The 18,082-nt window shown below is 69.9% G+C and carries 23 protein-coding genes and 3 pseudogenes; 11 read left to right on the plus strand and 15 right to left on the minus strand.

Features of this window, described 5'->3' with window-relative positions; translation table 11 throughout:
* Positions 1-6 precede the first annotated feature (6 nt).
* Together ACWC94_RS29960 and ACWC94_RS29965 are read left to right on the plus strand one after the other, a co-directional pair.
* Positions 7-1,431, plus strand: a complete 1,425-nt coding sequence (locus ACWC94_RS29960) for an MFS transporter (protein ID WP_450800336.1) — start codon at positions 7-9, stop codon at positions 1,429-1,431.
* 127 nt (positions 1,432-1,558) lie between these two features.
* Complete coding sequence (locus ACWC94_RS29965) at positions 1,559-1,981, plus strand: YkvA family protein (protein WP_450800337.1); 423 nt, start codon at positions 1,559-1,561, stop codon at positions 1,979-1,981.
* A 363-nt stretch (positions 1,982-2,344) separates the two neighbouring features.
* On the opposite strand, the gene ACWC94_RS29970 is transcribed toward ACWC94_RS29965, so the two are convergent.
* From ACWC94_RS29970 to ACWC94_RS30000, 7 genes and pseudogenes are all read right to left on the minus strand, one after another.
* A complete protein-coding gene (locus ACWC94_RS29970) occupies positions 2,345-3,016 on the minus strand; it encodes a hypothetical protein (RefSeq protein ID WP_450800339.1) in 672 nt (223 codons plus the stop codon).
* Positions 3,017-3,170: 154 nt separating this feature from the next.
* A pseudogene (locus tag ACWC94_RS29975) lies at positions 3,171-3,260 on the minus strand (IS5/IS1182 family transposase); the annotation flags it as partial.
* A 69-nt stretch (positions 3,261-3,329) separates the two neighbouring features.
* Positions 3,330-3,956, minus strand: coding sequence for a hypothetical protein (locus ACWC94_RS29980; RefSeq protein ID WP_450800340.1), 627 nt, complete (start codon positions 3,954-3,956; stop codon positions 3,330-3,332).
* A gap of 45 nt (positions 3,957-4,001) precedes the next feature.
* Positions 4,002-4,457 carry a VOC family protein gene (locus ACWC94_RS29985; protein ID WP_450800341.1) on the minus strand — a complete coding sequence of 152 codons (456 nt, stop codon included), beginning with the start codon at positions 4,455-4,457 and terminating at the stop codon, positions 4,002-4,004.
* Positions 4,458-4,737: 280 nt separating this feature from the next.
* Entirely contained in the window at positions 4,738-4,986 is a 249-nt protein-coding gene (locus ACWC94_RS29990; protein ID WP_450800342.1) for a hypothetical protein, read from the minus strand.
* 10 nt (positions 4,987-4,996) lie between these two features.
* Complete coding sequence (locus ACWC94_RS29995) at positions 4,997-5,197, minus strand: hypothetical protein (protein ID WP_450800343.1); 201 nt, start codon at positions 5,195-5,197, stop codon at positions 4,997-4,999.
* Between the two features lie 266 nt (positions 5,198-5,463).
* The gene (locus ACWC94_RS30000; RefSeq protein ID WP_450800344.1) at positions 5,464-6,723 is read right to left on the minus strand and encodes a SpoIIE family protein phosphatase; all 1,260 of its coding nucleotides are present in this window, start codon (positions 6,721-6,723) and stop codon (positions 5,464-5,466) included.
* A gap of 151 nt (positions 6,724-6,874) precedes the next feature.
* Here ACWC94_RS30000 and ACWC94_RS30005 point away from each other — a divergent pair.
* Together ACWC94_RS30005 and ACWC94_RS30010 are read left to right on the plus strand one after the other, a co-directional pair.
* Positions 6,875-7,391 (plus strand): annotated as a pseudogene (locus ACWC94_RS30005) (carbonic anhydrase); the annotation flags it as partial.
* A 145-nt stretch (positions 7,392-7,536) separates the two neighbouring features.
* Positions 7,537-8,364, plus strand: coding sequence for an HAD family hydrolase (locus tag ACWC94_RS30010; protein ID WP_450800345.1), 828 nt, complete (start codon positions 7,537-7,539; stop codon positions 8,362-8,364).
* Between the two features lie 13 nt (positions 8,365-8,377).
* On the opposite strand, the gene ACWC94_RS30015 is transcribed toward ACWC94_RS30010, so the two are convergent.
* Entirely contained in the window at positions 8,378-9,811 is a 1,434-nt protein-coding gene (locus ACWC94_RS30015; RefSeq protein WP_450800346.1) for a hypothetical protein, read from the minus strand.
* 354 nt (positions 9,812-10,165) lie between these two features.
* On the opposite strand from ACWC94_RS30015, the gene ACWC94_RS30020 reads away from it, so the two are divergent.
* The gene (locus tag ACWC94_RS30020; protein WP_450800347.1) at positions 10,166-10,474 is read left to right on the plus strand and encodes a hypothetical protein; all 309 of its coding nucleotides are present in this window, start codon (positions 10,166-10,168) and stop codon (positions 10,472-10,474) included.
* A 746-nt stretch (positions 10,475-11,220) separates the two neighbouring features.
* Here ACWC94_RS30020 and ACWC94_RS30025 read toward each other — a convergent pair.
* Both ACWC94_RS30025 and ACWC94_RS30030 read right to left on the minus strand, forming a co-directional pair.
* The gene (locus ACWC94_RS30025; protein ID WP_450800348.1) at positions 11,221-11,730 is read right to left on the minus strand and encodes a hypothetical protein; all 510 of its coding nucleotides are present in this window, start codon (positions 11,728-11,730) and stop codon (positions 11,221-11,223) included.
* Between the two features lie 9 nt (positions 11,731-11,739).
* Entirely contained in the window at positions 11,740-11,889 is a 150-nt protein-coding gene (locus ACWC94_RS30030; RefSeq protein WP_450800349.1) for a hypothetical protein, read from the minus strand.
* A gap of 240 nt (positions 11,890-12,129) precedes the next feature.
* On the opposite strand from ACWC94_RS30030, the gene ACWC94_RS30035 reads away from it, so the two are divergent.
* Positions 12,130-12,792 carry a peptidylprolyl isomerase gene (locus ACWC94_RS30035; RefSeq protein ID WP_450800350.1) on the plus strand — a complete coding sequence of 221 codons (663 nt, stop codon included), beginning with the start codon at positions 12,130-12,132 and terminating at the stop codon, positions 12,790-12,792.
* Between the two features lie 194 nt (positions 12,793-12,986).
* On the opposite strand, the pseudogene ACWC94_RS30040 reads toward ACWC94_RS30035, so the two are convergent.
* Positions 12,987-13,121 (minus strand): annotated as a pseudogene (locus ACWC94_RS30040) (cold-shock protein); the annotation flags it as partial.
* 137 nt (positions 13,122-13,258) lie between these two features.
* Here ACWC94_RS30040 and ACWC94_RS30045 point away from each other — a divergent pair.
* Positions 13,259-13,810, plus strand: coding sequence for a LuxR C-terminal-related transcriptional regulator (locus ACWC94_RS30045; RefSeq protein ID WP_450800351.1), 552 nt, complete (start codon positions 13,259-13,261; stop codon positions 13,808-13,810).
* Positions 13,811-14,064: 254 nt separating this feature from the next.
* Entirely contained in the window at positions 14,065-14,217 is a 153-nt protein-coding gene (locus ACWC94_RS30050) for an Hsp20/alpha crystallin family protein (protein ID WP_450800352.1), read from the plus strand.
* Positions 14,218-14,789: 572 nt separating this feature from the next.
* Here the strand turns inward: ACWC94_RS30050 and ACWC94_RS30055 are convergent.
* Positions 14,790-14,969 carry a hypothetical protein gene (locus ACWC94_RS30055; RefSeq protein ID WP_450800353.1) on the minus strand — a complete coding sequence of 60 codons (180 nt, stop codon included), beginning with the start codon at positions 14,967-14,969 and terminating at the stop codon, positions 14,790-14,792.
* Between the two features lie 43 nt (positions 14,970-15,012).
* Positions 15,013-15,435, minus strand: coding sequence for an Hsp20/alpha crystallin family protein (locus ACWC94_RS30060; RefSeq protein ID WP_450800354.1), 423 nt, complete (start codon positions 15,433-15,435; stop codon positions 15,013-15,015).
* 233 nt (positions 15,436-15,668) lie between these two features.
* Between ACWC94_RS30060 and ACWC94_RS30065 the strand changes: the two genes are divergently transcribed.
* From ACWC94_RS30065 to ACWC94_RS30075, 3 genes are all read left to right on the plus strand, one after another.
* Positions 15,669-16,256: an HdeD family acid-resistance protein gene (locus ACWC94_RS30065; RefSeq protein WP_450800355.1), complete on the plus strand. Its 588-nt coding sequence runs from the start codon at positions 15,669-15,671 to the stop codon at positions 16,254-16,256.
* Between the two features lie 81 nt (positions 16,257-16,337).
* Positions 16,338-16,805: a hypothetical protein gene (locus tag ACWC94_RS30070; RefSeq protein WP_450800356.1), complete on the plus strand. Its 468-nt coding sequence runs from the start codon at positions 16,338-16,340 to the stop codon at positions 16,803-16,805.
* A gap of 2 nt (positions 16,806-16,807) precedes the next feature.
* Positions 16,808-17,230 (plus strand): Hsp20/alpha crystallin family protein, encoded by a 423-nt coding sequence (locus ACWC94_RS30075; protein ID WP_450800357.1) that lies wholly within the window; start codon positions 16,808-16,810, stop codon positions 17,228-17,230.
* 229 nt (positions 17,231-17,459) lie between these two features.
* On the opposite strand, the gene ACWC94_RS30080 is transcribed toward ACWC94_RS30075, so the two are convergent.
* Both ACWC94_RS30080 and ACWC94_RS30085 read right to left on the minus strand, forming a co-directional pair.
* Positions 17,460-17,612, minus strand: a complete 153-nt coding sequence (locus ACWC94_RS30080; protein ID WP_351561663.1) for a hypothetical protein — start codon at positions 17,610-17,612, stop codon at positions 17,460-17,462.
* Between the two features lie 208 nt (positions 17,613-17,820).
* A complete protein-coding gene (locus ACWC94_RS30085) occupies positions 17,821-17,997 on the minus strand; it encodes a hypothetical protein (protein ID WP_450800358.1) in 177 nt (58 codons plus the stop codon).
* Positions 17,998-18,082 lie beyond the last annotated feature (85 nt).

The following is an 18,082-nucleotide window of genomic DNA, read 5'->3' on the forward strand; positions in this document are numbered from 1 at the left end:
AAGGTCATGACCAAGCACCGCCGTGTCCCCAGCAGCGACAGGACGCAGACCCTCCGCGCTCACCTTGCCGCCCTCGACATGGGCGGCCGGCACCGAAGGGTCCGCAGAGGCGGAAAGCGACGGGCCCCGAGCGAAGCACTCGCCACGCTCGGGGCCCGCAACTTCCGCCGCTACCTGATCGGCCAGCTCGTCTCCAACATCGGTACCTGGATGCAGCGCGCCGCCCAGGACCTGCTCGTCCTCCAGCTCACCGGCAACAGCGGCAGCGCCGTCGGCATACTCACCGCCCTGCAGTTCCTGCCGCAGACCCTCTTCGGTCTCTCCGGGGGCGTCTTCGCCGACCGCTTCGCCAAACGCCGCCTGCTGATCCTCACCCAGTCCGCCATGGGAATGCAGTCGCTGGTCCTGGGCGTCCTGACGGTCACCGGCGCGGTGAGCCTGTGGGCCGTCTACCTGCTGGCCTTCATGCTGGGAACGGCCACGGCGCTGGACAGCCCGGCCCGCAACGCCTTCGTCTCCGAACTCGTCGGCAAGGAGCGCCTGGCCAACGCCGTCAGCCTGAACTCCGCCCAGTTCAACGTCGCCCGCGCGATCGGGCCGGCCGTGGCGGGCCTGGCCGTCGCGACCGCGGGCACCGGACCTGTCTTCCTGGCCAACGCGGCCTCGTACCTCGCCGTCCTCTACGGACTGATCGCCATCCGCGCCGACGAACTCCACACGCCCAAGGAGAAGAGCCGCGGAAACACCCGCCTGTCAGATGCCTTCCGAGCCATCCGCGGCACCCCCGAACTGCTGCTGCCGATCACGGTCATCGCCTTCGTCGGTACCTTCGGCTTCAATTTCCAGGTCACCATCTCGCTGATCGCCATAACCGTCTTCCACTCGGGCTCCGCCGCTTTCGGTTGTCTCTCGGCCGCCTACGCCATCGGCAGCCTCGTCGGCGCGCTCAGAGGAGCCGGCAAGCGAAAACCCCCCACCGCCCGCCGCCTGGTCACCGCCACGGTCGTCTTCGGAGCCCTGGAGGCCCTGTCCGGCCTCATGCCCGGCTACGCCACCTTCCTGCTCGTGCTCGTGCCCACCGGGCTCGCCTCCGTGACCGTGATGACCACGGCCAACGCCATGACCCAGCTGAACGCCGACCCGGACATGCGCGGCCGCATCGTCTCCGTCTACCTGCTCGTCCTGCTCGGAGGCACTCCGGTCGGCGCCCCTCTGGTCGGCCTGGTCTCCGACACCCTCGGCGCGCGCTTCAGCCTCATCCTCGGCGGCGCGATCTCCGCCGCAGCCGCCATCACCCTTGCGGTCGTGATCACTCCACGCTCCCGCACCGCCCAGGAGAGCACCCCGCTGACCGCGGTCGCATCACCGCCACCGATAGGCACCGACCGCCGGTTCCACCCCGAACCCCTGACACGCCGGCCGGCGGCCTGACGCGAGACATGTGGGCGTAGAACCGACGGGGAAGGTCCCACAGCAAGTGCCGGGTGTGACCCCCGTAGCATTGAGCTTGAGGAAGGTAAGCCTCCACGGCCAGGTTCGCACGTGGGAGTGGGTTCCGATGAGCGAGGTAGGGCAGGTCCTGATCGGGATCGCTGCGAGCCTGCTGCTGTGCTGGCTGGTGCTGCTCGGTGCCCTTGCGATCGCCCGCCCCAAGGGCAACCTGCTGACGGAGGCTGTCCGCCTCCTGCCCGACCTGCTGCGCCTCGTCTCCCGCCTCGCCCGCGACCGCACCCTGCCACGCCGTACCCGCTGGCTGCTGTGGATCCTGGCCGGCTATCTGGCCCTGCCCATCGACCTGGTCCCCGACTTCATCCCGGTCCTCGGCTATGCAGACGACGCCATCGCCGTCGCGCTCGTACTGCGCACCGTCGTCCGGAATGCCGGGACACAAGCGGTGGTCCGACACTGGCCCGGCACTGGCGACGGACTTGGCGTCGTACGCCGACTGGCAGGGCTGCCGAACGCAGATCCGCAGGAGTAGTACGGAAGGCGCCTACTCCCTGTGCCGGACTGGTGCCACGTCGCGGGCGGGGCGCCTCAGACGTCGCGGCGGCGACTCGGGATGATGGCCAGGGGGTGGCCGATCCGGTCGTGGTAGTCGATCAGGGTGCGGGGGAGTCCGGGGCGACCGCACCGACCAGGATGGGGCGCCGTCGGGGTCGGGGCAGGTGTACCCCGCCACCATGCGCCGCTTCACCAGGTCGCCGGCCCGAACGAGCTGTCGGCCGTACGGTGCTCGGAGAGCCGGATGGTACGGCGCTCGCTGAAGAAGGACATGGTCGTATCGGCTTCGGAAACGGGGAGTTGGGGACGGGACAGTCACGCGCGGCGACGCCGATCGTCGTCAGCTGCGGGGCGGCCCCGGACGCCAGGACTGGTACGGCACGGCTCCTGGCGCAGGCTGCTGATGCGGCATCGCCATGGGTGCTGGGCGGTGGGTGCGCAGCAGCGCGTCGAACCCGCCATGCAGTTCCCGGGACTTGTCGGGCGGGGCGGTGTAGGTGACGACGGATCCGTCGACGAGTTGGAGCGTCACCACGGCGCCGGTGCTCGGATCCTCCTGGCCCAGCCACACTCCGCCGAGGGCAGTGGCAGGCACCCACCCCGCCTCGGACTCCGGGCCGCCACCACGCCATCGGCGCAGCACCTTCCGCCGATAACCCGGAAACAACAGACCCGGGAGGGTCACCACGACGACGAAGAAGACCACGATGCTCGCCACCACCTCAGCCGCCCACCGCAGCAGCGCGAGGAGCGTCGCGTAGCAGGCCGAGACGATGAACACCCAGAGGCAACTCACGGCGACGACATGCGGCGCACCGACCTTGTTCAGCAGGCTGTAGAGGCCCACTGAAGCGAGCAGTACCAAGAGCGTGACACACCCGGCCGTATCGCCGAAGAACGCTTCAGCGATGCGGCCGGCGAGCCGGTCGCGTCTGACGACGAAACCGTGGTCATGGAACTGGACACGTACACGTCCCCCGGGTGTGGCTCTGACGCCTTCGACCTCACGCATGCCGATCACTCTAGCCGGACGTCCACCGCTCAACTGTCCTGCATGAACGCCACCACCGCCGTCCCGCTCGGTAGTGGTTCGATGCCTGGGAGTCGGCATCATGTCCGGTGACCGCCTCGGACGGGTGAAGCCCCGGCGGCGAGATTTACCGCGAGGCATCAGGACACACCAGCGGTTGGGTGACGTCGTTGCGGTTGCCGCCGGTCAGTGACCCTGCGAGCGGGATGCCCTGGCCGTCAGTGAGGGGACTCCTCGAACATGACCGTACGTCAGCAAGTGAGTGTCGAGATCGAGCGTTGGGTCCGCCGGCAGATCAGTCGTGCGGGGATTCGCCGGCAGCCGAGCGACACCCCCCGATGGAGGCGACCAATGCGTCTGCCACGATCGCCGCGTCTGCCTCTGCAACATCTGCCGGGTATTCCGGCAGCAGATCGTCCCAGACGGGCATCCATGATCCGTACAGCTGGGTCTGGCCCTCGGGCCGGGCGAAGAACCAGATGTGCAGGTGTGCACCTCCATCTCCGATGCGGTAGACGTGGGCACGCGAAATGTGGGGCAGGGCCTGCACGTGGCGGACGATGTGAGTGGACAGGATCCCCAGCTCGGCTGCCAGCTCATCGGGCAGGTCAGCCATGTCATAGTGCTCAAGCGGATGCAGCATGAGCACCAGCGGCACGCCAACTCCCGTGATCCGGGTGAGCCGCCAAGTGTCGTTGAACCAGATCCCGTCGCCTCGGTCACGGCACGCCTCGCAGTTCGACGGGTCCTCGCCGTGTCGCGGAGGCTCGGGCAGAACCGGAGGGCGCAGCGGCGCGACGCGCAATCCTTCCGGTTCGAACGGGCTGATTTCCCACCCTGTCATGCGCGCGAGCGGGAGCCGACGCTCACCATCCGCAGCGGCAAGCGCGTGGTCGTAGAACTCGTCAGGTCGCAAGGCCATGGACCGAAGATTAGTTCCATTTTCGGTGATCCCCGTCAACGGCCCTCAGACGACGTCGAATTCGTTGCCCTCGGGGTCCTGCATGGCGGCGGCGTAGAGCCCCAAGTCCGGCTCATCCTTGATCCGCAGCACGGTGGCACCAGCTTTGACCAGCCGTTCCACCGTAGCCCTGACCCGCTGTGTGCGGACGTCCAGCGGGACGTCACGGCCCCCACCGACCTTCAGGTCGAAGTGCCACCGGTTCTTGGCGACCTTCGGCTCCGGAACCTGCTGGAACCACACCCTCGGTCCACGTCCCGCAGGATCGATGATCGACTCCGGAACATCCCCGGCACCGGCCGGCAACTCTGCCTCGGGCACCCCCACCGCCGCCCAGTAAGCACGCCACGTGGCGTGGCCGCCCGGCGGAGGCTCAGGCACGTAGCCCAGGGCCTCGGCCCAGAAAGTCACCATTCTCTGCGGATCGGAACAGTCGATCGTCAGCTGCACTGTCATCTCCATACTCAGAGCATCCCAGGCAGGTCTGACAGACGATCCACTTTCGCAACAGGCCCAGTGGAACTCACGCGCTAATTCAGGCACGACGGTAGGGGACCTCCGTGAAGATCGAGCCTGGCGAAGCTCCCAGATACTCACGCTGCCTCCCAGACCCAGGTGTCGAAGGAGACGGCGTCGCCGCCCCGGCGCGCAGCCAATCGGCGCGATCAGACGCGCGAGGTCCCTGGGTGGTGTCAGCAGCTGCCACAACTCAGGCAGGACACGGACCTCGTCGTGGCAGGTCTCAGGGGCACGGGTCATGATGAGGCTCTCCGGTGGGAAGCAGGGCCTGAGCACGCACGCGTGCCAGGTTTCGCCGGCCGCTTTCGACCACTTCCAGATCGCCGTGGGCGATGCCGAACTGGATTCCCGACACGGCACCCAGGGCAGCCTCGATGACCGGGCGTTCCTCCGCGGGGCTGGCCAGCGTCCGCCCGTAGCCGGTCACGAACGCCTCGTACAGCTCTGGACGGCCAGCCCATGCGTCGGACAAGCGGACCAGGTCACGGATCGCGGGGCCGGATGACCTCGATCTCGCGCATGCCGGCCTCCTGCCGCAGGCGGTGCACGCTGCGTGTCGTCGCGTGATCAGGTGGGCGGGCAGGCAGGCTGGGGCGGACTCCGTTCGCGACCAGCCGGGCGACCACCTCGGCGGCTTGGAAGGCGGGACTCGTCCAGCCGAGCGCGGGAAGGACGGCACGCATCAGTGGCCGCGGAGAAGCTGCTCCAGTTCTTCGACCTTGTGCTCGGGCGGCGGGACGGAGTCGAGGGCATCCGCCACGTCGTCCAACATGGCGTACCCGTCTTCCCCTCGTGAGGAGGCGGCACCAGACAGTTGCGCCGTCGTCGCTCACGCCCCAGGTTCCGCCAAAGCCCTGCCGCTCTCGGCTGTGTTGACGGGGCGTACTGCCAGGGCCGCCGTGCGACCGCACCAAGCCGCCCGCCTTCCCCATGGCCGAACCGGGCTTGATCAGTACGGTCGGGTCGTTTGCTCCAGGCGGACGACGACGATGGCGATGTCGTCGTTGGCGCCGCTGGCGAGGCCCAGGCGGGCGAGGAGGGCGTCCGCGAGGTGTTCCGCGCCGAAGCCGGTGCAGGTGGCGAGCGTGGAGGTCAGGCGGGTCAGGCCGGTGTCGATGTCCTCGTCGCGGCGTTCGATCAGGCCGTCGGTGTAGAGGACGAGGGTGTCGCCCGGGTGGTAGCTGGCGTTGGCCTGGGGGCGGGGGACGTGTTCGGGGCGGGCGCCCAGTGGTGGGTCGGTGGCCTGGTCGAGCAGCTCGCAGGTGCCGTCCGGGTGCATCAGGACGGGTGGGGGATGGCCGGCGCTGCTGTAGATGAGCAGGTGGCTGTGGCAGTCGACGAGGACCTGGACGGCGGTGGCGGCCAGTGCTCCCTCGACCGAGCGGGCGTAGAGCCCCAGGACTTCCAGTGCCTGGGCGGGGCCGTGGACGGTGCGGGTGGCGGCGCTCAGTGCGCTGCGGAGCCGACCCATGATGGTGGCGGCCATCAGGCCGTGGCCGACCACGTCGCCGACCGTGACGGTGAAGCGGTCGGCGGGCAGGTCGACCGCGTCGTACCAGTCGCCGCACACGTTCAGTGATCCGGTGGCGGGCCGGTAGCGGACGGCGATGTTCGGGTGCCGGTCCAGGTCGGGGGAGTGGAGCATGGCTTCTTGGAGGGCGACGGCGATGCGCCGTTCACGGGCGTGGGCTTGTCGCAGTTCCTCGTTCAGCTGCTGCAGTTGCCGCGCCCGGGCGTACAGCTCGGCTTCCATGGCCGCTTCCCGGCCGGGGCTGACCGACGGCTGGTGCGTCGTGCGGTAGGCGCGGACGACGTCGGTCATGTCCTCGGACCGGTGGATGATCCAGGCGACTTTGCCGTCCGCGCCGAGGACGGGCACGTTGATCGCGGTCCACCACCGCTCCTTGAACACCTCGGGATTGCCGGGGACCGGGATGTCGTACTTCTGCAACGCCATGTGATCGGTCTGGCCGGAGGACAGGACACGGTGCAGTGAGGTTTTCAGTGTGTCCACCCCGTCAGCCTCCGGGTCTGCGGGGTTGTCCGGGAAGACATCGAAAAGGTACTGCCCGAGCAGCTCGGCCCGGCTCCGTCCGGTCACCTCGCAGAAGGCCCGGTTGGCAGCACTGACCACCAGGTCCGTGCCGAGCACCAGGCACGGGCTCGGAAGGGCGGCGAACACCCCCGGGTAGTCGATCTCCGGTGTCACACGCATTTCCTGCCAGCGGCTCTCTCTTCAATTTACGAAAGGTCCGGCTCCCGCGCCTGCCGGGCTCGCTCGTGGGCAGTGGGTCGTACCGCTGGCTCGCGGCCGGTGTCGTGGGATGGTGTGTGACGGCGTCGCGGAAAGAGGCTTACACATGGCCAGGCGATGTGACGTCGGGCGCCGGTCCTGGACTGCGGCCACGACCGAGATTCAGAGCCCGACGCCCCGCGACGCCTTCGCGCTGCTGTGGCCGGTAACCAGCGGTTCGTCGCGGGCACCCCGAGTACCCGAACCAGGACGCCACCCGCCGCGCCGCGATCGCACCACCCCGGCAGCCCTTCGCCGTACTGTTCGGCTGTTCCGACTCCCGGCTGGCCGCCGAGATCGTCTTCGACCGCGGCCTGGGCGACCTGTTCGTGGTGCGTACCGCAGGCCACGTCATGGGCCCGGAGGTGCTGGGCAGCATCGAATACGGCGTGGACGTGCTGGGCTGCCCGGTGGTCGTGGTCCTCGGCCACGACTCGTGCGGCGCGGTCGGCGCGGCGTGCGCCGCGCTGGAGGACGGCATGACACCGGCCGGGTACGTCCGGGACGTCGTGGAACGGGTGACGTCCAGAGTGCTGGCGGCGCGGGTCGCCGGACGAGTGAGTGCCGCAGAGATCCTCGCCGAACCCAGCGCTCGTGTCAGTGCCCCGACTCGCTCGCCGGGATGGACCTCCCTTCGAGCTGCCGCAACGGGACGACAGGAGGCCGGCGCGCACAGTCTCACCCGGGCGGTCCCGACTCGAAAGGGTCCGCGGCGGGGAGGCACTCCGCATGCCTGTGATTTTCTTCGACATCGGGGCGACTCTGGCGGATGCCCGTGTGGAACCCGACGGCTCCCTGATCCTCCAGCCGCGACCGCGTGTCATGGCCGTGCTCGAGGCCCTCCGCGACGTACGTACGGGCATCATCTCCAACCCCGGGCCGGGCGACGATGCCGCGTCACGGGCGGCGGCCGCGTTGCATGTGGCGTTCCCCGGCCGGTTCACGGACGAGGCGCTCGTGCACTGGGGGGCGAAGGACGGTCGCGGGATCTTCGACCAAGCGGTCGCGGACAGCGGGGGAGCGGCGGACGACTGTGTCTTCGTGGGCGAGAACGCCCAGGAGCGCGCGTTCGCACGGGAGGCGGGGATGCGTACGGCGGCCGACCCGGTGCTCGCGCGCGCCGCCACGGAGAACCGTCCCGTGCTGCGGGCGCGGATCGAGCTGCCGGACGGCCGGGGCCTGCCCGAGCTGTCCACGGCGGTGGACGGCACCGAGGCCGTTGTCGTGGAGACGGTCTCTGACCGCCTCGTGCTCGCGATGGTGACCGTGCAGGGAGCCGAAGCGCTCGAGCGCGCCGGATTCCGGGTGGAGCTGCGAGGGCCGGTGGACGGCACGGCGGCCTTTCCGGTTCGGGGCCATGAACCTTCGCAGACCACCGGGGAAGGCGGACAGACGGGCGACACCGAGCGCCGGGCGACCGAGAAGTTCGTCAGTGACCTGCTGGCCCGAGGCGAGGCGGTGTACGAGGGTGAGGAGCCGACGCCGAGGACGACGCACATCATCAAGCGCGAGGACGACGGACGGCTCACCGTCCGCCGTCTGCGCTTCTTCGGCTGATCCGGCCGACTGCTCAGTCGAAGCAACGCCGGATCAGGGCGAGACCCTCACCGGTCGTGCTCCGGGTGATCTCGTGGGTTCTCAACCGGGAGGGGCTGTCGTCGACGAACGCCGCCTCGGTCCGGTGCTCCTCGGGTACGTGGACGCGGCCACGCCGGAAGAGGTCTTCGAGGTACGACGTGGCGACCTGCTCGGGGTCGGCGGGCCGCACCGAGCCGCCCGCGGGGTCGGAGCCCGCGATGCCGAACCGGCGTTCCTGGGCGGGCGCGGAAAGGGTGAGGGGCTGGGTGATGCCGTACGTCGCCCCGTGGATCGTGACGGCCGTCAGCCCCTCCTCCTCACTGCCGCCCGGCGTCGCCTCGGCCATTCCGGCGCTTCGGCGAGCCACCTCAGGCTCGGTGATGGCCACGGCGGACTCCAGGGAGAGGATGCCGTGACGGATGAAGGCCGAGCGCAGGGACTGACCGTACGCGCCGCCGTTGCGGCGCTGGTCCGCGGCGATCATGTGGCCCGCGACCTGCGCGTAGTAGGCGGACACCACGGGTGCGGCCACGACCGCGTCCACCAGCAGCTGGCCCGCGATCTCGGCCGCCCTGGCCAGGCCGGCCTGGTCCTGCAGGTCCTGCTGGCGGAAGATGCCAGCGACGATCTTCAGGAACGCGCCGCTGAACACCCGGGAGAACGAGTGCGGCTCGCTGGTCAGCGTGTTCGCGGGCCCGTTCGGTGGCAGATGAACCGGGTCACGGTAGAAGAAGCTGTTCGACATGTTGCGCAGGCAGTCCGGGTCGACTGCGTTCGGGTGGCCCTGCCGGATCGCCGCGCCCAGTTGCTCGGCCATCCTCGACACCCGCGAGGACAGCTCGAGGTCGCTCTGTGTCTCGGCCAGTACCGCGATCCGCAGCGGTTCCAACCGGAGCGACGTCAGCAGTGCGCTCATGTCGCCGAAGGCCTCGTGCAGGGCGGCGGCCTCCGCACTCGCGGCGTTGAACAACTGGGGGCGCAGGGCGTCGAGGATCGCGTGACCCGTCTCGTGCGCGACGACCTCGGGGCTCTCGCAGGCGGCCACGGTGACCCCTGCCACCGTGCTGCGGAAGAACCACAGGCCTTTGCGGTTGTAGAAGGCGTTGAGGTCGGTTCCCGCGTTGAGGTGCGCGGTCAGGGCGCGGCCGACCGCCGGATACCACTGGGTGCCGGTGGGAACCAGGGGACCCCAGGTCTGGCTGGCCCTGCTGAGGGCATCGGCCGCCACCCAGTAGCGGAATGCCTCGGTGCCCGGTCCGGCTCCGTCCGGCTGCGGCGCGGGGTCCGCGATGGCCGTCGGGAAGGGCTGTGTGTCGAGCTGGGGAACGGGATGCGGTACGGGCATGTTCACCCGGGGAGGGAATCCCGGGTCGTCCTCGTACACCAAAACCGTCGAGGTCGTAGCTGTCTGTTGCTGCACTGTCATGGCGGCTCCCTGAGAGGGGAGGTTACGGATGGTGGAGGTTGGCGGGGAAACTCTTGGCCAAGAGCCCGTCGTGTTCAGTACGAGGCCCCGGTGGCCCGGCGTCAATTCGTGTGACCCTCCGACTGGCGGCCGTCGTAGCCGAACAAGCGGCCCTCCCCGGACCGTGACCGGTGTGCGCTGCCACAGGATGGGGCGAACGGGATGACGGCCGGACGGGTGACAGTGACGGTGAGCCGAGTACCGCTGGGCCCTGTCCGGCGGATCATGTGGCTGCCTGGGTGGGGGTTGACCTCAAGTCCGGTTGAGCTTCTAGGTTCGGGGGCGCCGATGTCGATTCACCGGAGAGGAACGGCCATGAGGACGCTGGTGCTGGGAAGAACGCCCGCCAGGGTGACGGAGGTGCTGGCCACGCTGCGCGCGGACGGCTTTGACGCGGAGGGAGTGAGCACCGACGAGGAGGCCCGAAAGCTGTTGGGGACCGAGGAGTTCGGGGTGCTGATCGTCGGCGGAGGTGTGGAGCCGGATTCCCGCGCTGCGATCAAGGAGTTCGCGGCAAAGCACCGGGTACGGCGGGTGATCGACGGCGCACTGACGGAGCCGTTCGACGCCTACGTACGGCGGGAGTTCGAGCCGCTGATCCGGGAGGCCGCCTCCAAGGGGTGACGGCCATGGAGCACCAGTGCAGCCCTGACCTGACGAAGCACAACTAGGGCCTGTCCGGTGGGTCAAGTGGTGGGCCACAAGCCGCAGAGCTCCCGCGGCGTGCTCGTGAGCACGGCATGCTGACTGCCAGCCGCTCCTCCGCCAGCAGACGCTTCCCCGTTCGAACGGCAAGTGGGGCCGCGCCATCAAGGGTGAAAGCACTGCTCAGCCGGTGGCCCACCGGCGCGCGAAAAGTAGAGCTGATCGACGGGGTGCTCGTCTTCGCCGGTGACTTCGCCCAACGGGACCTGGACGGCACGACGCACCTACCTGGACCGTCGCCCCGTGCTCAATGCCGATGGCGGCCTGGAGGTTCATCCTGCGGGACCGGGTGATCCGGCGCTCCTGGTCGCCGTGGATCGCACGAGACAGGCACGCTGTGGACCGCAGCGTCGCCGACTCCTTCACCGCGGTCGCCGTCTCGGGCTGTCGTCCTGCTCGTTCCGCGCGGGCCCGGCGCAGTGCCGCCGCGTGGGAGGCGTCGGCTTCACGACGACGCCGGACGCGTGCCGCGTCGATCGGAGCCGGGGCGTCGGCGGCGAGGCCCTCCGATTCAGGGAACGCCCAGAGGCCGAGCGCACGCATCGCCTTCGTCTGTCGCTCCACCGCCTCCGCGATCGACGGGTCGATACGGCTCGGGAGCGCGACCGCCTGGTGCGCGGCGAGGGCCTCCTCCCTGTAGCCGGCGGACGCCGTCTCCCGCGTCTTCATCGGTTCCTCAGGCTCCGCCGCGATCGACAGGGCAGGCTGCGCAGGGCGGGGCGCGGGCGTCGCGCCGACGGGCAGGGCCCGGATGGTGCGCACCGCGTCCGTGGCGACCGCGTGGTTGGCTGGGAGGCGTAGGCGGCCGAGTCCGGACGCAGGCCAGGCTGACCGCTCTCCGGGTGGAACGCGACGGTCACGACGTGGCTCGGCAGCTGCAGGGCGACGGCAGCCGCGGTCTCGGGCCAGCGGTCCAGGACGCTGGCGCCGGCAGCCGGCAGTTCCCAGGCCCTGTCGGCCGTCAGGCGCGCCAGCACGGCGGCGAAGCCGGCCGGCTCCCGTCCGTCCCGCTTCACGGCGCCCACGTAACGGTGGCACGGCACGCGGGCCTCGCCACCGTTCTTCCCCGCGGCCTCGCGGGCCTGGCGCAGGGCGACTCGGGCGAGGCGGCCACCGGACAACCCGGCGGTGACGCCGGTGGCGCCCTGATCAGGGGTGTTGGTCCTCTCGGTCACGTCGGCCTCCTACCGCTGTCCGTAGGTCATCAGCGAGCTGCGCGAGCCGCTCTCGAGCTGGAAATGCGCGGCGCACAGGCGCTCGCCGTAGATGCCCCCAGCAGCAGTGCGGCCAATGACGTCGACCGCCGAGAGAATCAGCGCCGTCTCACCGTGCATCAGTTCGCCTGTAGCGGCGGCGCGCAGGTCCGCGAGGTCCCGCTCGCTCGGCTCCAGCTCAACGGCCTAGTCGTCGGCGACGTGGTCCTGTCCCTGGGGGCGGCCGCCGTTCGCTTGCAGGGGCGTCCGCCCCCCAAGTTGACGGTGCCCGGAACAGGGTGTTTCACCCCGACGACAGAGCGGGCAGGATGAGGCGGCCATGACATACCCATACGGTACTGACCCGAAGGGAACCGTCTCGTGCTCCGTAAGCCAAGCGCGCTGCTCGCCGCCTCCGCCCTGCTCCTCCTCGGCACCGCGACGCAGGCCGCGGCCGACACCCCGCCCCCTGCCGCACCGTCGGCCGCCTGCACCTACACGCCGGCCGTTCCCGCAGACAACTTCAAGGGGATACCGGTCTTCGACCCGGTGAAGGCCGCCAAGCCGTACAGCGCAACGCTGCGCACCGGCCAGGGCGCGATCACCTTCCGGGCACTGACCGACAAGGCTCCCTGCACCACGTACTCCTTCAAGTTCCTCGCCCAGCGCGACTACTTCGACCGCTCACACTGCCACCGGCTCACCACCGCGCGCATCTACGTGCTCCAGTGCGGCGACCCGACCGGCACCGGGAGCGGCGGACCCGGTTACTCCTTCCCCGACGAGAACTTGACCGGGGCGACCTATCCTGCCGGTACGGTGGCTATGGCCAACGCTGGGCCCAACACCAACGGAAGCCAGTTCTTCTTCGTCTGGAAGGACACCAAACTCTCGCCCGCCTACACGCCGTTCGGCAAAGTCACGGCGGGCCTCGACGTGCTCCAGAAGATCGCGGTGGGCGGCGAGGACGATCAGAACGGGCCGGGAGACGGCTTTCCGACGCTGCCGGTGAACATCAAGCGCGTACAGATCAAGAGCAAGTAGTACGGTCCTGCCAACGGCTCTGTCCTTGCCGGAAGCTTCGTCCGTCCCGGTCATGGTCGGCGTCGAGGACGTGTGTCCCGAGGATGGGTGGTCCAGGCGCGGCAGACGGAATCCAGCGGCGGCCCATGGGGGGCATGGACGCCCTGCCTACGGATTAGGTGGTCAGCGGAACTCACCCGTTCAGGTGGCACCGATCATGCAGGCGTGACGTTCTCCGCCCGGGGGCCCTTGGGCCCCCGGGTGACGTCGAAATTGACCACCTGGTTCTCTTCCAGAGCGCGGAATCCTGCGGCATTGACCGAGGAGTAGTGGACGAAGACGTCCGGGCCGTGCTCCGCGCGGAGCTGTTCGGTGGCCAGGCTGGCGTCATCGAAACTGCTGCCGCGCCCAGGTCGTCACGGACGAAGCCCTGGCGGAGGTCTGTGACCTTGATGCCGGTGTTATAGGCACCCATGTCGAGTTCGGCGTGGACCATGTCGACGGCGTCCTCATGGACCTGGTCATGCCCGTCCTGGACGGCGTGGCCGCCACCCGCCGGATCACCGGCGAACTACCCGGCGTGGCCGTGGTGGTGCTGACCACCCTGGCCGACGAAGAGATGATCATCCACGCCCTGCAGGCCGGCGCCGTCGGCTACCTCACCAAGGACGCAGGCAAGGACCAGATCGCCCGCGCCATCCAGGCGGCGGTCTCCCGGCAGGTCACCCTCGCCCCCGAAGTCCAGCAGCGGCTGCTGGCCGCAGCCGTGCGCGGCCACCGGCCACCAGACCGCCACGACCAGGACCACGAACCGCAGGCACCGCCCTCGGCCCTCCAGCTCACACCCCGCGAGGAGGACGTGCTGCGGCTGCTCGCCACCGGACTGCCGAACGCCCCCATCGCCCGCCGACTGCTCATCGGCCCGGCCACGGTCAAAACCCACGTCAACCACCTGTTCGCCAAACTCGGCGTCAGCACCCGCGCTGAGGCGATCGTCTGGGCCCACAGTCACGGCTACACCACCGGCAGCACCGACTGATCACGGGAGATCACAACGGGCCTCGACCGCGCACGGGTGGGGAGCATCCGCGCCGGCAGAGCAGCAGCGACGAGGACGCATGGCTTCCTCGGATTCTGTCCCGGCGTTACCAGCGGGCCGGAGCAGCGCCTCCGCCTTGCCGTGCGGGCCGTAGGAGGCTCACGGTCACTCAGCCCACCGGCCGCTGACCCGACCCCGAGGGGTCGGCCGTATCCAGCTGGTGATCCCGGCGGAGCCGGTCTCTCCTACTGGGGGTGTCCCCATCCGGCCACTTCGACTACCGGGTGACACGGCCGCAGGACACCGACGAAGAACACGTCAGCGCCGAGCTCGCCGACGGCGTGCTCACCGTCAAGGTCCTCAAGGCGGAGAAGGCCAAGCCCCGACGCATCGAGATCGCCGGCTGACAGCCGTACGGAGCGCCCCCACCGGGGCGGGCCCGCCCGCTTGGCAAGTGCGGCTCGGCCCTCCGAGCGCAGGCTGGCCACCAGGTCCGGCACGGCCCGCGCGCGGGGCACGCCGGGTGCGGACTCGGCGAACCCCGACATCGGAGTTGCCGGGACGGCGGTGGACGTCACAGCCCCAGCCCCTCGTCACGCCGTGCTGCCGGACGGATGTGGCGGAGCCAGGGCCGCGGGCTACGCCTCGCCGAAGGACGTCCGACGACACCCCGTTCATGGCCTACGTCACGAGCGAGCCGGGCGGAGAGCCTGTGAACCAGAGCGTGGTCGCCGGGCGCGCACGGTCCTGGGTGTGTGCAGGCCCAGAAGAGGCCGCAGCCACGGAGTCCGGGCTTCTGATCGGCTACCCGCCGGGTATGGCGCCGCTGAAGCACGGCACGGTTCCGGCGGCCGCCAATCGCCCACGATGGCACGCCGGTTGGGCGACCCTGGCGTCGTGTATCGACGCCGGCGACCTCGCGCGCAGTGAGGAGCCCCGCAGTGTGCGTGCGGCTCGCTTGGTCCCGCGATCATCTGGCTCACGCCGCCTTGCAGTGCTCATTGGCGCTCAGGACGGTCCGCAGTCGCTGGTAGCGGTCGAGATCTTCCCAGGTGTCGTGGTCGGGCGGGCTGGGGTTGCGGTGTCCGGCGCTCCAGGCCCAGACGCTGGCGGCGATGCCGGCGACGAGCGGGATGAGCAGCCACAGCAGGGCGCCCACGGCTTCAGCCTCCTTCCGATGCGATGGGCGGGTCAGGCAGCTTTCAGGCGGTCAGCTGCTTGGATGTGCCGCCGGAGATGGCGATCTTGCGGGGCTTTGCGTGTGCGGCCAGGGGGATGCGCAGGGTGAGGACGCCGTTGTCGTACGCGGCCTCGGCGGCAGCCGTGTCCAGGGCGTCGGACAGGGCCAGTCGGCGGGTGAACCGGCCGGTGGGCCGCTCGATCAGTACGGCTCGGGCGTCGGCCGGGACCGGGGAAGGCCGCTCGGCGGTCAGGGTCAGCGCGTGCTGTTCCGTGGTCAGCTCGATGGTGGAGCGGTCCATGCCGGGCAGGTCGAATTGCAGGTAGAGCGCTTCGTCGTCGCGCCAGGCATCCGCCGGGATGACGGTGCCGGCTGGGGCGGCGGCATGCGCGAGCTGATGGGTGAGCCGTTCGAGATCCCCCAGACCGCCCGTACGCGCAAGCATGTCCAACTTCTCCCTCCCTGAAGGCAGGCCGCAGGGGCTGCGGCCCGACGATCGAGTACCGGCTATCCGTATAACCGACGAGAGATTCACTGACAAGTGCCGACTGCATGAAGTTGACACGGAGAGACTCAATTCACTATCACATGCAGTGACTGTTCGGCTGCACCGATGGCCTTGGCTGCCGGGGGCGGTCTGGGCGGTCGGCGCACGGGAAGGCCGGAAGGGAGGAGCTGGTGACGGAAGAGATGAGGAGTGTCTGGCTGCTGGGGGCCCGCGGCGTTTCGGCGGTCGTTTTCGGCGTGCTGACGCTGCTCTGGCCGCAGTTGACGGTGCTGGCCCTGGCCTGGGTATTCGGCGCGTACGCCCTGGTGGACGGCGCGATGCTCATCGCTACGGCGTGGCGGCACCGGCATGAACACCGACCCACCGCGGCCTGTGCGGCGGCCGGCGCCCTGGGGGTGGTGGCCGGACTGGTCACGGCCCTGTGGCCGGGCCTGACGGCCTTGGCGCTGGTGGTCACAGCGGGTGCCTGGGCCATCGTGACGGGATGCCTGGAGTTGTGGGCCGCCACGCGGATGCGGCACGAGCTGCGGCATGCGTGGTGGTGGCGGGCCTCCGCCGTCGTGTCAGTGGCGGCGGGTGTGCTGCTCTGGCTGCGCCCGGATGCCGGCGCCGTTGCCATCGCCCTGGTCCTCGGCGTGTACGCGCTGATCGCGGGCGGCCTGTGGCTGATCGCGGGCTGGCGGGAGTACCGCACCCGTGCCGAGCACGGTTCGCGGTCGTGGACCAGCCCGGCGTCCGGTGCCCGCGTGGCCCACTGACCACCGTGCTCCCTGCACCCCCAGGGCGCCGCGCCGCGGGCCCGCAGCGGCCTGCGGTGCGGCACGTTTACCGAAAGGCAGGTGAGCATCGTGACGCGGCTGCACACCAACGGCGGCGATCTGGTGGTGCGTCTGCCGTGGCGGTGGGCGCTGGCGGCGCGGCGCCGCAGCGTGCGCCTGCCGCTTGAGTTCGTGGACGAGGTCCGCGTGGAGCCGCACTGGTGGCGCGCGGTCCGCCCGCATCCCGGGCCCCGCTACCGCTTCTGCCCGGGGCGCTGGTGCGTGGGCGAGCTGGAGCACAGTCGGGGCCGGGACTTCGCCGCCCTGAGCGCCCGGGGCCCAGTGCTCGTCGTGACGACCTTCGGTCACGACGCCCCCTACGCCCGTCTGGCTGTGTCCACCCCCGATCCGGAGGCCGACGCAGGCTGGCTGCGGCAGACCACCGCCAACAAGTGCCGAAAAAAGTTGAGCCCACACTTGTCAACTTTCCGGCGCAGTGGTACATCAGAAGAGAGTGAAGGGCGCGAGATAGACGACAAGGAGGGATGAAGATGCTGATGCGTACAGATCCCTTCCGCGAGCTTGACCGGCTCGTCGAGCGGGTCTGGGGCACGGCCGCGCACCCGGCGGGCATGCCGTTGGACGCCTGGCGTGAGGGCGAGACCTTCTTCGTGGAGCTGGACCTGCCGGGCGTGGACCCGGAGTCGATCGACCTCGATGTCGAGCGCAACGTCCTGACCGTGAAGGCCGAACGCAAGCCGGCGTACGGCGAGAACAGCGACACAGTGATCACCGAGCGGCCCGCGGGGACGTTCAGCCGGCAGCTGTTCCTCGGCGAGACCCTCGACACCGACAAGATCGAAGCCTCCTACGAGGCCGGTGTGCTGAGGCTGCAGATCCCGGTCGCCGAGCAGGCCAAGTCCCGCAAGATCGCCATCAGCGGCGGCAGCGAGCGCAAGGAACTGGGCGGCTGACGCCACAGCAACACCACTCCTTCAGGGCTCCGGGCATCAGTCCGGGGCCCTGACGCCGTCCCTGGCCTCTCGGGGCATACCGGACGTCAGAGATCGGGGGGCCTGCGGGTGACGGTCCCTCTGGCCATGGCGTTGCCCCGCCATGCAGGGCAGAGCCCGACGCCGAGCCACTACCGCTGCCCAGTCTGATGCATCCGAGCACACCGGCCGCACGGCGGCGGGGCCGGCATCAGGAGCCGGGTGGGCGTTCCGGTTCCCCTCCGTCGGCGTCGAACACCTTGGTGAAGGTGGCCCCGCATCGGCAGCGGGAGTGCTCAATCAGCTCGCCGTCGGCCGACACGCTCAGCCCCTGGCTGAGCCGCACGTGTACATGATCACCCATGAGGAGCTGCCTTCCTTGACGTCTCTGATCCGGTCATCGTGGAGGCCGTTCGCGCGGATCGGCAATGCTGCAGCTCACACCTGACGGGCAACCGGACGTCCATCCTCCATCCGCAGGCTTCCGCCGCAGCGCCCTGGAAGTCGGCGCGCCAGAGTGCCTGGCATACAGTGCGCGCCCGCCTTCAAGGGGCAGGCGCGCGCTGTCGGGGTCACCCGCGGAGGGCTTCGTGGACGCGGGGCTGCTCGTGCGCCGGGTTGCGGCTGTGGGTGACCGGCGGCGTGGAGATCGGCGTGGTGTGCCGCTCGGGGCGATCGGCGCCCTGGGCCGGGACATGGCCGCGCGGCGCCTCGGCGTCACCGGGCAGCGGCACGGGCCGGCGCGCCACCAGGCGTCCGACCCAGCGGCGGCCGCAGTGGTCGCAGGGCGGGGCGCCCTGCGGCGTATACGGCAGGGAAACTCGGTGTTGTCGC

The organism is Streptomyces sp. NPDC001135 (assembly GCF_053598395.1).